The 15,484-nt window shown below is 46.2% G+C and carries 14 protein-coding genes; 8 read left to right on the top strand and 6 right to left on the bottom strand.

Annotated elements, in window-relative coordinates:
• Positions 1 to 14: 14 nt before the first annotated feature.
• On the top strand, positions 15 to 947 hold the full coding sequence (gene fmt, locus ABR189_RS00570; RefSeq protein WP_354658483.1) for a methionyl-tRNA formyltransferase: 933 nt from the start codon (positions 15 to 17) through the stop codon (positions 945 to 947).
• An 87-nt stretch (positions 948 to 1,034) separates the two neighbouring features.
• Here the strand turns inward: fmt and ABR189_RS00565 are convergent, their stop codons facing one another.
• The 6 genes from ABR189_RS00565 to hemH all read right to left on the bottom strand — a co-directional run bounded on the left by ABR189_RS00565 (position 1,035) and on the right by hemH (position 7,902).
• A complete protein-coding gene (locus tag ABR189_RS00565; RefSeq protein ID WP_354658482.1) occupies positions 1,035 to 2,009 on the bottom strand; it encodes a LysM peptidoglycan-binding domain-containing protein in 975 nt (324 codons plus the stop codon).
• 262 nt (positions 2,010 to 2,271) lie between these two features.
• Positions 2,272 to 3,780, bottom strand: coding sequence for an NAD(P)(+) transhydrogenase (Re/Si-specific) subunit beta (locus ABR189_RS00560; RefSeq protein ID WP_354658481.1), 1,509 nt, complete (start codon positions 3,778 to 3,780; stop codon positions 2,272 to 2,274).
• A 52-nt stretch (positions 3,781 to 3,832) separates the two neighbouring features.
• Positions 3,833 to 4,147 (bottom strand): NAD(P) transhydrogenase subunit alpha part 2, encoded by a 315-nt coding sequence (locus ABR189_RS00555; RefSeq protein ID WP_354658480.1) that lies wholly within the window; start codon positions 4,145 to 4,147, stop codon positions 3,833 to 3,835.
• 67 nt (positions 4,148 to 4,214) lie between these two features.
• Complete coding sequence (locus ABR189_RS00550; RefSeq protein ID WP_354658479.1) at positions 4,215 to 5,345, bottom strand: Re/Si-specific NAD(P)(+) transhydrogenase subunit alpha; 1,131 nt, start codon at positions 5,343 to 5,345, stop codon at positions 4,215 to 4,217.
• Between the two features lie 61 nt (positions 5,346 to 5,406).
• Positions 5,407 to 6,753, bottom strand: coding sequence for a protoporphyrinogen oxidase (gene hemG, locus ABR189_RS00545; RefSeq protein WP_354658478.1), 1,347 nt, complete (start codon positions 6,751 to 6,753; stop codon positions 5,407 to 5,409).
• Between the two features lie 93 nt (positions 6,754 to 6,846).
• Positions 6,847 to 7,902 carry a ferrochelatase gene (gene hemH, locus ABR189_RS00540; RefSeq protein ID WP_435575314.1) on the bottom strand — a complete coding sequence of 352 codons (1,056 nt, stop codon included), beginning with the start codon at positions 7,900 to 7,902 and terminating at the stop codon, positions 6,847 to 6,849.
• 193 nt (positions 7,903 to 8,095) lie between these two features.
• Between hemH and hemA the strand changes: the two genes are divergently transcribed.
• The 7 genes from hemA to hemL all read left to right on the top strand — a co-directional run bounded on the left by hemA (position 8,096) and on the right by hemL (position 15,414).
• Complete coding sequence (gene hemA / locus ABR189_RS00535; protein WP_354658476.1) at positions 8,096 to 9,400, top strand: glutamyl-tRNA reductase; 1,305 nt, start codon at positions 8,096 to 8,098, stop codon at positions 9,398 to 9,400.
• A gap of 3 nt (positions 9,401 to 9,403) precedes the next feature.
• Positions 9,404 to 10,324, top strand: coding sequence for a hydroxymethylbilane synthase (gene hemC / locus ABR189_RS00530; RefSeq protein ID WP_354658475.1), 921 nt, complete (start codon positions 9,404 to 9,406; stop codon positions 10,322 to 10,324).
• Complete coding sequence (locus ABR189_RS00525) at positions 10,314 to 11,039, top strand: uroporphyrinogen-III synthase (RefSeq protein WP_354658474.1); 726 nt, start codon at positions 10,314 to 10,316, stop codon at positions 11,037 to 11,039. The genes hemC and ABR189_RS00525 overlap by 11 nt, the downstream gene beginning before the upstream one ends.
• Before the next feature lie 8 nt (positions 11,040 to 11,047).
• Complete coding sequence (gene hemE / locus ABR189_RS00520; RefSeq protein ID WP_354658473.1) at positions 11,048 to 12,076, top strand: uroporphyrinogen decarboxylase; 1,029 nt, start codon at positions 11,048 to 11,050, stop codon at positions 12,074 to 12,076.
• Between the two features lie 3 nt (positions 12,077 to 12,079).
• The gene (gene hemF / locus ABR189_RS00515) at positions 12,080 to 12,988 is read left to right on the top strand and encodes an oxygen-dependent coproporphyrinogen oxidase (protein WP_354658472.1); all 909 of its coding nucleotides are present in this window, start codon (positions 12,080 to 12,082) and stop codon (positions 12,986 to 12,988) included.
• A gap of 45 nt (positions 12,989 to 13,033) precedes the next feature.
• On the top strand, positions 13,034 to 14,002 hold the full coding sequence (gene hemB, locus ABR189_RS00510; protein WP_354658471.1) for a porphobilinogen synthase: 969 nt from the start codon (positions 13,034 to 13,036) through the stop codon (positions 14,000 to 14,002).
• A gap of 125 nt (positions 14,003 to 14,127) precedes the next feature.
• Positions 14,128 to 15,414: a glutamate-1-semialdehyde 2,1-aminomutase gene (gene hemL / locus ABR189_RS00505; RefSeq protein ID WP_354658470.1), complete on the top strand. Its 1,287-nt coding sequence runs from the start codon at positions 14,128 to 14,130 to the stop codon at positions 15,412 to 15,414.
• Positions 15,415 to 15,484 lie beyond the last annotated feature (70 nt).

Below are 15,484 nucleotides of genomic sequence, written 5' to 3'. Positions count from 1 at the left end.
AGAATTTTGCGGCTATGTCTACAAAAGATTTAAGAATTGTTTTTATGGGAACCCCTGACTTTGCAGTGGCTTCCCTGGATATATTGGTTCAGCACGGATATAACATTGTGGGTGTAATTACTGCTCCCGACAAGCCCGCCGGCAGAGGATTACAGGTGCAGGAAAGCGCAATAAAAAAATATGCTGCCGGCAAAGGGCTGCCCGTTTTACAGCCGGAAAAACTAAAGCACCCTGATTTTTTAGCAGCACTACAGGCTTTAAAAGCCGATTTACAGGTAGTAGTAGCTTTTCGTATGCTGCCGGAAGCAGTATGGAACATGCCTCCCATGGGTACTATTAATGTACACGCCTCCCTGCTTCCCAACTACCGGGGAGCAGCTCCTATCAACTGGGCTATCATCAATGGTGAAAAAGTATCCGGTGTGACCACCTTCAAGCTCCAACATGCTATTGATACGGGAGATATCCTCTTCAGTGAAAGTGTCAGCATCGGGGAGGAGGAAACCGCCGGAGAACTGCATGACAAGCTCATGCAAACCGGAGCTGGCTTATTGTTGAAAACTGTACAGGCCATCGCACAAAACCAGGTACAGGAAATACCACAAGCCCATCTGCCGGAAGCGGAGATCAAACACGCCCCCAAAATATTCAAGGAAAATTGCCAGATCAACTGGCAGCAGCCTTTAGACAAAATCCATAACCTGGTAAGAGGCTTAAGCCCTTATCCTACCGCCTGGACATTGTTAAAAGGGAAGAACCTGAAAATATTCAAAGCAGTAAAAGAACATACCACACCTGCCGTTGCTCCCGGCGAAGTGATTACGGATCATAAAACTTACCTGAAATTTGCGGCAACAGACGGCTACCTGGTATTACAGGAAATACAGCTGGAAGGCAAGAAGAAAATGGAAATTGAAGCCTTTCTGAGAGGGTACCGGTTTGAATAGATCAGCACAATAACTACCATAAAAAATGGTCAATTACGGGTAGATATACCACTGTAATTGACCATTTTTATTATAATGCTATCAATACTAGTTCTCGTAGCTCAGCTCACAGTAGAAGCGGGCTTCATTAGCACCCAGTGCCTGCTGTGCCCCATCGCTCAGTTTTACGATCAGGCCGGCATTCTGTTTCATCTGAGGGATGACATCCAGCACTTTGGCGTAGATAGATTTACCATTCAGCGGATTGGTCACTTTTACGATCGTACCACGGGGAGCTGTATTATGCAGGGCATAATATTTTCCGGCAGCATTACTTTTAAACCAGGTACCTGGTCCTTTTTCTGAAGTAACGTCCTTGCCATTTTTAGTTTGCTGCTGGTAGATCTGCTCAAAAGTGCCGGAAGATGGCGGTGTAGTTACCACGGAAGGCGTTGAAACTACCGCAGGTGGCGGAGGTGGTGGCACATTCGCTACTTCTTTCTCTACCGGAGCAGGTGTTTCCTTCTCTACTGGTGCAGGCGTTTCTTTTACTACTGCCGGTGCAGGTGGTGGCGCCGCAGCAGGTTCATTCTTTACTACAGGTGCCGGAGCAGCCGCCGCAGGAGCGCCACTACTTTTTACCCATCCAATAATAATCAGCCCATCTTTTTTCAGGCCATCTCCTGTAAAATTATTCCACTTACGGATATTATCCAGTGGTACCTTATTGTGATTCACACTTACCCGGTACAACGTTTCTTTATCGGTTACTTTATGCACTACCGGATGGTATCCTCCCGCAGTTCCGGCATCTGCCTTCTGCGAAAAATTGTTTTTGTTAAGCGGGATACGGATGGTATGCCCCAATTGTAACCCCTGATCCGGAGAAATATTATTGGAGGCAGCTATTTCTTTGGGAGACAGGCCAAAAGCGCGTCCCAGGCTATATAAAGTTTCTCCTTTTGTTACGGTGTGTGATAAATAAAGGTCAGGAGAAGTTCCCTGTACCTGGTATGCATCCTGCGCCTGAAGGCCTCCAGCACATAAAGCGAATACAACAACAGAAATAATCGATTTTACCATACTAACTCAATTTATACTTTTCGGGCAACGAATATATGTGTTAAAATTGATAATTTTATTTAATAACTCAAACGGTAAAAGCTGCTTTTTGTTGTTCAGACCTACATAGCAAATCGCGCACTGGTACATTAACAAGCAACCATCAGGAATAAATAGCAGTTACATTTGTCGTGTTTTGGTTATAAACAGGACAATGATTTATATTTCTGCAAAAGTAAGTGATGCGGATTAAAAAAGGTACATGTAGCAGCACGTTGTTTGATTATAACTGCTTTATTTCAGCTACCAGCTCCTGCATCATCTTCTTGGCATCCCCGAAAAGCATGGAAGTTTTGGGCTGAAAAAACAGGTCATTTTCAATACCGGCATACCCCGGCTTCATACTACGTTTATTCACAATCGTTAAGCGGGCATTTTCCACTTCCAGTATAGGCATTCCATAAATAGGACTATCGGGATCATTTTTAGCCGCTGGGTTAACCACGTCATTAGCGCCCAGCACCAACACCGCATCTGTAGTAGGAAACTCCTCATTAGCCTGCTCCATTTCCAGTAATTTCTCATACGGCACATCTGCTTCTGCCAACAGTACATTCATGTGTCCAGGCATACGCCCTGCTACCGGGTGAATGGCATATTTTACTTCTACCCCTTTTTCCTCCAGCAATTTTTCCAGTTCATGACAAGCATGCTGGGCTTGCGCTACTGCCAGTCCATATCCGGGTACTATCATCACTTTATGCGCATATGCCAGTACCACAGCTGCATCAGACACGCTGATCTCTTTATAGGATCCCTGTGGGCCTTTTGCACCCGCACCAGCTTTAGCGCCGCCGAATGAACCTATTAATACATTCTTCAGCGAACGGTTCATCGCCTTGCACATCAAGATAGTCAGAATAGTACCCGCAGAACCTACCAATATCCCACCTGTCAGCATTACCGGATTATTATACAGGAATCCGCCACAAGCTGCTGCCACCCCGGTAAAAGAGTTCAACAGAGAAATGACTACCGGCATATCTGCCCCCCCGATAGGCTGCACAAAAAATACCCCGTACAGCAAGGACAAAGCCAGCACCACGTAAAAGAGGATATGAACAACAGGCGCAACCTGCACGAAGTACTTGGGCAAACTATAGTCAATCGTTACAGTATGCCCTATAGTAGCCACCAGGTAAACCGCAGCAATCAGCAATACTCCTAGTATCAACAGATTGATAATATGCTGCCCCTTGAAAGCATAATCCTTAATACTGCCATTGAGTTTTCCCCAGGCAATTACACTCCCCGCAAAGGAAACGGACCCAATAATCAACCCCAGTAAAATGATCAGTAATTTGCCGGCATCGGCGTAAGCTACCGGCCCGTCAAAAGGAGGAACGGAAATCCAACCGCCTGCCCCCGGTGCAACGTGCGGCAACGTAATAAGATGATGGAATTCTACAATTGAAATTAACGCTGCACAAGCCCCTCCCATCCCGTTGAACATACTCACCATTTCAGGCATGGCCGTCATTTGTACTTTCTTGGCGGCCATTACCCCCACAATCCCTCCTATCAGTAAACCGCTAAAAATCCAGCCGTAATTGCGCAGATGCTGCCCCTCCGTTTCATACAAAAAAATAGTTCCCAAAATAGCCAGCACCATTCCCCCTGCCGCCACCAGGTTACCTTTCCGTGCAGTAGCCGGATGGCTTAACATTTTTAAACCAACAATAAAAGTAACAGAGCCTATCAGGTAAACGAGTGATAAAATGCCGGATCCCATAAGTTGCGGTTATTAAAATGTATTCAGCTGCCGATACTGTTGGTACCTGCTGCTATTTCGATTTTTTCCCTTTAAACATTTCCAGCATACGGTCGGTTACCACAAAGCCCCCTACCACATTCAGCGTACCTAATATCACGGCCAGAAAACCTAATATCAACGCCACATAATTATCCGGTTCTGCACTGCCCATCACAATAATGGCCCCGATGACCACCACCCCATGAATGGCATTGGCTCCACTCATTAACGGCGTATGTAAAACAGATGGCACGCGGGATATTACTTCCACTCCCAGAAATATAGACAGGATAACAATGTAGATCAGTTCTATGTGCAAGTGCAGAAAAGCAATAATGGATGCCATCTCAGGTATAAATTAATGAGTGATCAATTAACATTTATAGCCGGTGAACCAACATGAACCACACTACCTACACACTTTCCAACACCCGTTTTACGCGTTCATTCATCACTTCACCATTATGCGTAATACAGGCTCCTTGTACAATATCGTCCTCAAAATTCAGTTGTAATGCACCTTCTTTTGTCAGTATTAATTTGAGAAAGTTGAATACGTTCTTCGCATAAAGTTTACTGGCATCTGCCGGCATAGCCGCCGGGAGATTGGAATTGCCAATAATATGCACGCCTTTATACTCAACAGTAGTATCATTCCGGGTTACTTCGGTATTGCCGCCGGTAGCAGCAGCGAGGTCAATAATCACCGCTCCGGGCCGCATCTGATCCAGCATGGTTTTGGTGATCAACACGGGGGCTGCTTTGCCGGGGATCTGTGCTGTGGTAATGATAATATCTGCTTTGGCTGCACTTTCCGCGATCCGCTCCTGCTGTTTGAGTTGATAGGATTCGTTCTGTTCTACTGCATAACCACCGGCACCTGAAGCATCCGCCGCGCCTTCCACTTCTACAAACCGTGCTCCCAGGCTCATCACCTCTTCTTTTACAGCTGGGCGGGTATCAAATACTTCCACTACTGCTCCCAGTCTTCTGGCTGTAGCAATCGCCTGCAGGCCTGCTACCCCGGCGCCTAAGATCAACACTTTAGCGGGTGCAATGCTTCCTGCTGCAGTCATAAACATGGGAAAATAACGCGGATAAGCATACGCGGCCAGCAGTACCGCCTTATAACCGGCGATATTGGCCTGGGAACTCAATACATCCATGCTTTGTGCGCGTGTGGTGCGGGGAATGGCATCCAGACTGAAAATAGTAAATCCCCTGCCGGCCCACTGTGCTACCTGCTGTGTATGATACAGCGGTTGAAAAACACCTATCAGCACTTTCCCCGCCGGTATCTGCTCCCATAAATCTTTTTCAGGTAATTGAAGGCTGAAGAGGATGTCAGCCTGTGTTATAATTTCCATCGCAGTTTTGATGACTGCGCCGGCTTGTATATAGGCGTCATCTGTATAAAAAGCGCTGGCTCCGGCCCCTTGCTCCACCCATACTGTTACCGACATTTGACTGAGTTGCTTTACTACTTCCGGAACTAACGACACTCTCGTTTCGCCTGGTTTCTCTTTGAGTACGCCTGCAATCATCTGATGGAAATTTATAATGGAATTTAAAGAAAAAACGCCAACTATAATTTAATTCCTGCAATTATTTTTTCATCAATTCCATCGCCAATGTTCTCGCATGTTGTAATAATGCCGGAATAGCCACGCCACAAAGGTAATTCCCACTGATGTGTAAACCAGGGAATTTTTGCTGGAACGTGTCTACCGCTTTGCGTATAGCTGCATGCCCCACATTCAGTTGCGGTATAGCATGCTCCCATACACTGAAATGCTGCATAACCGGCTTATCCGATAATTGCAACAATTCACGGAACTCCCGCAGCACATTTTCCTGTAACGCTGCCTGGCTCATGACATCAAACAATTTTTCCTGACGGGCACCTCCTATAAAGACAGTAAATAAGATTTTACCTTCCGGTGCTTTGGACGGGAAAATAGCAGAATTACAAATGGATCCTAAGAAATGCTTTTTTTCTGCAGCGGGTACCAAAAATCCAAATCCTTCCAGAGGTGCCTTCAGCGCCGCAGCATCAAACCCCAGATGCAATACCCCCATACGTGGATAAGGCACTTTGTTCAGTTTAGCAGCTGTTGTCGGATCCAGCTGATGGATATTGGCAGCGGTAGCATAGGCTGGTGTGGCAAAAACAACACGGCGGGCAGTTAATTCAGCTGGCTGTCCGTTGTCCGTATATTTAACGAGATACCCATCCGGAGCCGGCTCCAGGTGACTCACAGTACAATTAAACCGGACCGGCGTTTGCAGGCGCTCCCGCAAACGTTTTACCAGCAAGCCATTCCCTCCCTTAAAGTTAATGATCTTCCGGCCTGCCATAGCGCCTTTTTCCTTCATCAGCCCTTTGGTAACGCTGCCATATTGCTTTTCCCACTTAGGTAAAGCTGGTAATACTTCTTCTACACTCAGCAGGTCCAGGTTGCCCGCATAAATACCGGATAATATCGGATCCAGTAAGTAATCAGCTATTTCTTTTCCAAAACGGCGGTTGATAAAGTTAGCGACAGATTCTTCTCCCACAGGAATAACAGGTTTACGGAAACTTTCCGTAAACAGCCTCCATTTGGCATTTCTGCTTAAATAACCAGTGGTCAGTATTTTCAGCGGATTGGGAGAAATGGTATGCAGCTGGCTATTTCTTACCAGGTACCTTTTTTTGCTGGCGGCTGTGGCTTCCAGCATCTGATCCGTCAGGCCCAGCTCCTGAATAAATGCCAGGGTTTCTGTCGTAGCTGCCAGGGTATTGGGCCCCGCATCCAGCTCAAAACCATCTTTATGAAAAGATTGTATAACGCCCCCTGCATCCGGGCCAGCTTCCAGCACGGTATATGGAATCTGCTGCTTTTGCAGCTCATATGCGATACTCAAGCCGGAAATCCCGGCACCTACGATTAAAACGGGCTGTTCCTTCATATATTAAGCTTGTTACTCCTAGTTATACACCATGCCTGCAAATGGCTTGCTGCACGGTGTGCTGCACTTCCAGCCGGATCAGGCCATTCCTCCTTACTGCTTCACCAGCATCTTCTCATCTCCGGCCACAATACCTTTACACCACTTTACCACCGACTGTACCCACAAAGGGTGGATGTTCATACAGGGGATCATGGTAAAACTGTCGCCTCCGCTATGGATAAACAGCTCTTTTCCTGCAATCGCAATTTCTTCCAGCGTTTCCAGACAATCAGATACAAATGCCGGGCATACAATCAGCAATTTCTTCACGCCTTCTTTAGGCAAATGTTCCAGACGGTCTACCGTTGCCGGTTTCAGCCACTCTTCACGCCCCAGCCTTGACTGGAAAGAGATCGCCCATTTTTCACGGGGCAGCCCCAGCTTTTCTGCTACCAACTCGGTAGTACGGGTTACCTGATGACGGTAACAAAAGTTATGTGCAGGGGATGCTACATGGCAACAATCTTCCACCTTCAGGCAATGTTTGCCGGTAGGATCTCCTTTACGTATGTGCCTGGCCGGTAGTCCGTGGTAGCTGAATAACACCTGGTCAAACTCCTGCTGAAGATAAGGCCGCATGCTTTCCGCCATCGCATTGATATAATCCGGCTCCTCGTAAAAAGGCTTTACTATTGTTAATTTAAACTTGCAATTTTTCTTCCTGTGCTGTAATTGTGCATATTCTACTGCTGTTTCGAAAGAAGACATCGCATAATGTGGATACAAAGGCAGTAAAATCACCTCTTTCAGGTGGGGGTTTTGTTGTAATAGCTTGTCGTACGCATCAGCAGGAGAAGGATTACCATAGCGCATGGCTATTTCCACAGGCATTTCCATATCATGCTGTACCGCTTTTTGCAGTTGCTGGGTCAATACCACCAATGGTGAACCCTCTTCCCACCAGATAGAGCGATAGGCTTCTGCCGATTTAGCAGCCCGGCCCGGTACAATGATCCCACCCACCAGCAACCAACGCAGCAGATAAGGATAATCAATTACCTTTTCGTCCATCAGGAATTCCATCAGGTAACGTTTTACATCCGGCACTGCCGTAGAATCAGGCGATCCCAGATTCATCAAAACTATTCCAACATCAGATTTTGACACTATCATTTTTTTAGATTACTGCACAAAAGTAAATCTTATTAACGCCTTCACCTGCATGAAATGTCATATAATTGTTGAATCAACAGATATAACGGATATGCACCTTATCTATTTAAAAACCTGATAAAAATCATTTTTTCGCATGGGATATTACCAGGTATAGAAATGACACACTAATGACAGCTAAGGCCTTTTGTTTGCAGCCATTGCAAGTACTTTTGCACCGGAAGCTTATAAAATAGAAATGCAGGTCAGTCAGACAAAAGATATAACCAATTTTCATATTGTTGGGATCAACTATAAGAAAACAGATGCTGCTATCAGGGGACTATTTGCCATTAATCCGGCGCAATACGAACAACTCCTGGAGCATGCAGGTGCTGTGCAATTAAAGGATCTCTTTATACTTTCCACCTGCAACCGGACAGAGATATACGGCTTTGCCGCCAGTACCACGCAATTAATGGAACTGCTTTGCAAAGAAACCAGCGGAGATATGGAGATGTTTCGTGAGCTGGCCTATACCAAATCCGGTGAGGAGGCCATCCGGCACCTCTATCAGGTGGGCACAGGGCTGGATTCACAGATCCTGGGAGATTATGAGATCGTAGGACAGATCCGCAATGCTGCTAAATTTGCTAAAAGCCATGGCTGCCTCGGCAGTTTCCTGGAAAGGCTCATCAATAGCGTACTACAGGTATCCAAACTTATCAAAACAGAAACAGACCTCAGCGCAGGCACCGTTTCTGTAGCCTTTGCGGCGGTAAGACACCTGGAAAAAAAAGTGCCTGATATAAAAAATAAAAAGATTGTTTTACTGGGCGTAGGCAAAATAGGCCGCAATACCTGCAAAAACATTATAGAATACCTGGGTGTAAAAAATATCACCCTGATTAACCGTACCATGCAGGTGGCGGAAGACTTTGCCTGCCAGCATGGATTACAATATGCACCTTATCAAAACCTGATCACAGAACTGCAGGAAGCAGATGTGATCCTGGTAGCATCCAATGCACCTCACCCCACCGTACTGGCACAGTACCTGGAGTTTTCATCCCCTAAGTTCATTATTGATCTTTCCATACCATTTAACGTAGAAGCAGAAGTAGGATATTTACCTCATGTGGAACTGGTAAATGTAGATGAATTATCCAAAGTACAGGACGAAACTCTGCAAAAGCGCCTCAATGAAGTACCAAAGGCTACCGCCATTATTGAAGAATACATGGCCGAATTTCTTTATTGGTATAAGATGCGCAAACACGCTGTGGTACTGAAAGCTGTAAAAGATAAACTGCACGAAATACATAGCCGGGAAATACAGCAGCAAAAAAACGGTGCCCACTACAAACAGGAAGATATTGAAGAAGTATCCTCCCGCATTATACAGAAGATGATTAACCTGATGGCAGGTAAAGTGCGTAAAGACACCAGCAAGAGCGAGCAGTATATTGCGATGATCAACGATATTTTTGAGACCGGCGTTAATCAGGACTAATTCATGGACAAGGAAATAAGGATAGGTACAAGGGAAAGCCAGTTAGCCTTATGGCAGGCCAACCGTGTAAAAGATTTACTGGCACAGCAGGGACATCAGGCTATACTGGTGCCCATTAAAAGCGAAGGAGATATTGATCTCGTTACGCCGCTGTATGAAATAGGTGTACAGGGCATTTTTACCAAAAGCCTGGACATCGCACTCCTGAATGGCCGTATTGATATTGCGGTACATTCCCTGAAAGACGTTCCTACACAATTACCGCAACAAATTACTTATGCTGCTATCTTAGAACGCGGCCCTGTAAAAGATTTGCTGGTATATAAAAATAACCTGGACTGGCTGGACCAACCTGGCTATATCGCCCATATTGCTACCAGCAGTGTACGGCGGAAAGCTCAATGGCTGCGCCGCTACCCGGCTCACCAGATACATAACCTTCGTGGAAATGTAAATACCCGCCTGCAAAAGCTGGCGGCGGAAACCTGGGATGCTGCTATATTTGCAGCTGCCGGACTGGAAAGGATAGGTGTAAGACCAGGCACCTCCGTTGAACTGGACTGGATGCTACCAGCTCCTGCACAAGGTGCTGTAGTGGCTGTTTGCCGGGAAGACGACACCTTTTGCCTGGAAGCCTGTGCACCGCTGAATCATACCTCCACTGCGCTTTGTACACAAATTGAACGCGATTTTCTGCGCACCCTGATGGGCGGTTGCACCACCCCTATCAGCGCACATGCTTATATTCAAAACGATACCGTATACTTTCAGGGAGAATTATGCAGCCTCGATGGGCAGGCATTTTTCACCACCTCCCACCAGGCTCCTGTTTCAGCTGCTGCTGCGATGGGACAAACCGCTGCCCGTGAAATCCTGGCACAGGGTGGCGATAAAATTGTAGCACAGATAAGAAATGCCAAATGAAAATTATAGCATATTATCCACCAAACCATTAGCTGACAGCTTAATTGCTGAAGCCAACAGGTATGGTGTGCATATCCGCTGCGAGGCATTTATAAAAACTCTTCCGGTGATCAATGCTGCCATGCAGCAAAAAATAAAAGCGTTGGCCAATACCAGCGCCTATGTAGTATTTACCAGCACCAGCGGCGTTTTGGCGGTTGCGAATCACTACCTGCCAGCTGATTCAAAAGGCAGCAAAGCTCCCGGATGGAAAATATTCTGCCTGGAAACAGCCACCCTGCAAGAAGTACAGGAACATTTTTCCAAAGAACAGGTACTTGCTACTGCCGGCTATGGTAAACACCTGGCTCAGCACATCATACAACACGGCAAAGTGGATAAAGTCCTTTTCTTTTGTGGCAACCAGCGCCGGGATGAACTCCCTGGCATGTTACGGGAAAATGGTATTACTGTTGAAGAATATGTGGTATATGAAACCATTGCTACCCCGGTTAAAGACACCACCCATTACGATGGCATCCTGTTCTTTAGCCCCAGCGCTGTAAAGAGCTTTTTTTCGCAGAACACCCTGGCACCGTCCACTGTTTGTTTTGCCATAGGCACCACTACTGCAGATGCACTCCGTGCATTTACCAGCAATAAGATTATTATAAGCACGGCTACCAGTGCCGAACAAATGGTACAAACGACCGTTTCATACTTTGAACAATATTAATTACAACAATGAGCGTACTTAAGAACGATTTGCTGCTAAAAGCCCTGAGAGGTGAACAAACTTCGCGTACTCCCGTATGGATGATGCGTCAGGCCGGCCGTTATTTACCGGATTATATCAAACTGCGGGAAAAATATTCCTTCTTTGAGCGCTGCCAAAACCCTGAACTGGCTACAGAAATAACCGTTATGCCGGTAGATCAGGTGGGCGTAGATGCAGCCATCATCTTTTCCGATATCCTCGTAGTACCTCAGGCCATGGGCATGGAAGTGCAGCTGGTGGAAAAGGTAGGCCCGTTATTACCTTCCCCTATCAAGGGTGCAGCAGATCTTCAACGTTTATCTGTTCCTGATGTAAACGATTCACTGCATTATGTATTTGACGCATTGAGCCTGACTAAAAAAACACTGGACGGTAAAGTACCACTGATAGGTTTTGCAGGTGCGCCATGGACACTGCTGTGCTATATGGTACAGGGCAAAGGCTCTAAAACATTTGATGAAGCCAAAGCGTTTTGTTTTCAGCAACCCGCTGTGGCGCATCAGTTGCTGCAAATGATCACAGACACCACCATCGCTTATCTGAAAGCACAGGTAAAAGCAGGGGCGGATTGTGTACAGATATTTGACTCCTGGGGGGGCTTACTCAGCCCGCAGGACTTTGAAACTTTTTCGCTTCAGTATATCCGTCAGATAGTAGCAGCCCTGAAAACGGTGTGCCCTACCATTGTATTTGCCAAAGGAGCCTGGTTTGCCCTGGAAGATATGGCAGCTACCGGTGCTCATGGCCTGGGCGTGGATTGGTGCATTCCTCCTCACCTGGCCAGACAATTTGCGGGGGAAAACGTCACCCTACAGGGAAATTTTGATCCTGCCAGATTATTATCTCCGATACCGGAAATTGAAAAAGCAGTGAAAACAATGATGAAAGGCTTCGGTAATCAACGCTATATTGCTAACCTGGGCCATGGCATTTTACCAAATGTTCCGGTAGATCATGCCCGCGCATTTGTAGATACTGTAAAAGCAAACGGATAAATTATGTCTATCAAAGACGATTTTATAGCATTGATCCACCGCCTGCAGGATGAAATTTGCGGGGCGCTGGAAAACATTGACGGAAAAGCCACTTTTAAGGAAGACCGCTGGGAAAGACCTGGCGGCGGCGGTGGCCGCTCCCGGGTAATTGCAAACGGAAACGTGTTTGAAAAAGGAGGTGTCAATACTTCTATTGTACATGGTGCTTTACCTCCGGTGATGGCGCAACAGTTTGGCGTAAGCGACTGCAACTTTATGGCTTGTGGTATTTCACTGGTGATACACCCGCTGAACCCTTTTGTGCCCACCGTACACGCCAACTTCCGCTATTTTGAACTATATGACCAGCAAGGCGCTTTAAAGGATAGCTGGTTTGGTGGTGGTGCTGATCTTACCCCATACTACCTGCAGGAAGAAGATGGCCGGCATTTTCACCTCACTTTCAAAAATGCCTGTGATCCTTTTGGCACACACCTCTATCCAATGTATAAAAAACATTGTGATGAGTATTTTATTAATAAACACCGGGATAATGAAGCCAGGGGTATAGGCGGTATTTTTTATGATTACCTGCGTCCGGATGACAAACGGAATGCCACCGAATTGTTTAATTTTTCCAAAGCAAATGGGGAGGCATTCCTGAAGGCTTACCTGCCCATTGTTGAAAAAAGAAAAGATCTCCCCTATACATCTGCGCAGGTAGACTGGCAGGCGTACAGACGCGGACGTTATGTAGAGTTCAATCTTATACACGACCGGGGAACACTTTTCGGACTAAAAACAAATGGCCGTACGGAGTCTATTTTAATGAGCCTCCCGCCACATGCCCGTTGGGAATATGATTACCATCCCGCAGCTGGAAGCCCGGAAGCCATGCTGCTGGAATATCTTAAACCCCGGGAATGGGTATGATACAGTAATATCGGTGCAGCCGAATGAACTTAAAAAAATTCAGATATGATCAGAAGAAACAGAATATTGAGAACTTCTCCTGCCATTCGTGCAATGGTGGCGGAAACCATATTGAAACCGGGTGATTTTATTGCGCCGCTGTTTATTGAGGAGGGTGAAAATGTTCAGGAAGAAATATCATCCATGCCCGGCTATTTCAGACGGTCATTGGACCTTACTGTAAAAGAAACGAAAGAGTTGTGGGCACTGGGTATTAAAAGTGTATTGTTGTTTGTAAAATGCCCGGACAACTTAAAAGATAATAAAGGTACCGAAGCGGTGAATCCGGAAGGTTTGATGCAGCGTGCTATCAGGGCCATCAAACAAGCCATTCCGGAAATGGTAGTTATGACAGACGTGGCATTGGACCCTTACTCTACCTACGGACATGATGGTATCGTGGAAGGAAGTGATATTGTAAACGATGCTACCGTGGAAGTACTGGCCCGGATGAGCCTGAGCCATGCACAGGCTGGTGCCGACTTTGTAGCGCCCAGCGATATGATGGACGGTCGTATACTGGCCATCCGTAACATACTGGAAGCAAACAACTTCACTAAAGTGGGAATCATGGCGTATAGTGCCAAATATGCTTCCTGCTTTTATGGTCCTTTCCGCGACGCATTGGATTCTGCACCTGGTTTTGGCGATAAGAAAACCTACCAGATGGATTATGCCAATACCAGGGAAGCACTGAAAGAAACTTTAATGGACATTGAAGAAGGTGCGGATATTGTAATGGTAAAACCTGCAATGGCTTATCTGGATATTATACATTTAATCAAACAAAATGTACACGTACCGGTAAGTGCCTATCATGTAAGTGGTGAATACGCAATGATTAAAGCGGCGGCAAAAATGGGCTGGCTCAATGAAGAAAAAGCCATCGTGGAAAGCCTTACCAGCATCAAACGTGCCGGAGCTGACCTGATCGCCACCTACTTTGCAAAGGACATGGCTAAACTGCTGCAGTAAGCAGCACCTGACTGTTTATAATCAAATTACACGAACTTCACGACAGGAAACCAGCTGTTATAAACAAATCACTGCATAACATTGTTTTCTCTGATGGTGAACTGTAGACCATAAAATTATATTGCATGTATACCACTAGCGAAACCTTATTTGAGAAAGCCCGGCAGGTAATTCCGGGAGGCGTTAACTCTCCGGTACGTGCATTCAAGGGAGTAGGCGGCACACCGGTATTTATGAAAAATGCCAAAGGGGCCTACATGAACGATGCGGATGGCAACCGGTACATTGATTATATCAATTCCTGGGGCCCTATGATACTAGGACATGCCTATGACCCGGTAGTAAAAGCCATTCAGGAATACGCTACCTATTCCACTTCATTTGGGGCACCTACTGAAATGGAAACCAAAGTAGCGGAACTGATTGTAAGCATGGTACCTAATATTGATATGGTACGCATGGTTAATTCAGGTACAGAAGCCTGTATGTCAGCATTACGCCTGGCCAGAGGGTATACCGGCCGGAATAAGTTTATCAAATTTGAAGGTAATTATCATGGCCACGCAGATGCATTTCTGGTAAATGCCGGTAGCGGAGTAGCCACCTTGGATATCCAGGCAGTGCCCGGAGTTACTAAAAGTGTGGCGGAAGATACACTCTCCGTACCCTATAATAACCTGCCTGCAGTAGAACAGCTGGTAGCTGAACAGGGACGGGATATTGCGGCTATTATCGTAGAGCCGGTAGCAGGTAATATGGGTTGTATCTTACCACAGCCAGGATTCCTGGAAGGGTTACGCAGTATCTGCGATGCCAATGGTATCCTGCTCATTTTTGATGAAGTAATGACCGGCTTTCGTTTAGCCCGTGGCGGTGCACAGGAACTGTTAGGTATTAAAGCAGACCTGGTTACTTTCGGTAAGATTATTGGTGGTGGTATGCCTGTAGGGGCATTTGCAGGCCGGAAGGAATTGATGGAACACATTGCCCCTGTAGGGAAAGTATATCAGGCAGGCACTTTAAGTGGTAACCCTATTGCCATGATTGCCGGTTATACCTTACTCCATACGCTGAATGAAAACCCGGTAATATACCAACAGCTGGATGAAAAAGCCAACTACCTAGTAAATGGCCTGCGGGAGGCATTAGGCGCTGCCGGTGTAGTACACCAGATCAATCACCTGGGCTCTATGATGAGTGTACACTTTGCTGAATATCCGATCGTTGATTTCAGTGCGGCTTCCGGTGCCAATAATGAACTGTTCCGCCGCTTCTTCCATGGTATGCTGGAACGTGGGGTGTATTTACCTCCTTCTGCTTTTGAAAGCTGGTTCTTAAGCAATGCGCTGACCACAGAAGATCTCGACTTTACCATCAATGCAGCCAAAGCAACCATGCAGGCTATTAAATAGTTAACAAATCAAATCGTGCTGAGTGGTACGCCCCGTCTTGATGGCGGGGCGTTTTTATTTTCATCACTTA

The organism is Chitinophaga sp. H8, from assembly GCF_040567655.1.
GTDB lineage: Bacteria > Bacteroidota > Bacteroidia > Chitinophagales > Chitinophagaceae > Chitinophaga > Chitinophaga defluvii.
Note: the sequence above shows the minus strand (reverse complement) of the source record. Positions and strands in the feature narration are given on the sequence as shown.

What these genes read in the sequence shown, in the direction of transcription:
- fmt (WP_354658483.1), top strand. Translation starts at nt 15, where the DNA reads ATGTCTACAAAAGATTTAAGAATTGTTTTTATGGGAACCCCTGACTTT.
- ABR189_RS00565 (WP_354658482.1), bottom strand. Translation starts at nt 2,009, where the DNA reads ATGGTAAAATCGATTATTTCTGTTGTTGTATTCGCTTTATGTGCTGGA.
- ABR189_RS00560 (WP_354658481.1), bottom strand. Translation starts at nt 3,780, where the DNA reads ATGGGATCCGGCATTTTATCACTCGTTTACCTGATAGGCTCTGTTACT.
- ABR189_RS00555 (WP_354658480.1), bottom strand. Translation starts at nt 4,147, where the DNA reads ATGGCATCCATTATTGCTTTTCTGCACTTGCACATAGAACTGATCTAC.
- ABR189_RS00550 (WP_354658479.1), bottom strand. Translation starts at nt 5,345, where the DNA reads ATGATTGCAGGCGTACTCAAAGAGAAACCAGGCGAAACGAGAGTGTCG.
- hemG (WP_354658478.1), bottom strand. Translation starts at nt 6,753, where the DNA reads ATGAAGGAACAGCCCGTTTTAATCGTAGGTGCCGGGATTTCCGGCTTG.
- hemC (WP_354658475.1), top strand. Translation starts at nt 9,404, where the DNA reads ATGGACAAGGAAATAAGGATAGGTACAAGGGAAAGCCAGTTAGCCTTA.
- ABR189_RS00525 (WP_354658474.1), top strand. Translation starts at nt 10,314, where the DNA reads ATGCCAAATGAAAATTATAGCATATTATCCACCAAACCATTAGCTGAC.
- hemE (WP_354658473.1), top strand. Translation starts at nt 11,048, where the DNA reads ATGAGCGTACTTAAGAACGATTTGCTGCTAAAAGCCCTGAGAGGTGAA.
- hemF (WP_354658472.1), top strand. Translation starts at nt 12,080, where the DNA reads ATGTCTATCAAAGACGATTTTATAGCATTGATCCACCGCCTGCAGGAT.
- hemB (WP_354658471.1), top strand. Translation starts at nt 13,034, where the DNA reads ATGATCAGAAGAAACAGAATATTGAGAACTTCTCCTGCCATTCGTGCA.
- hemL (WP_354658470.1), top strand. Translation starts at nt 14,128, where the DNA reads ATGTATACCACTAGCGAAACCTTATTTGAGAAAGCCCGGCAGGTAATT.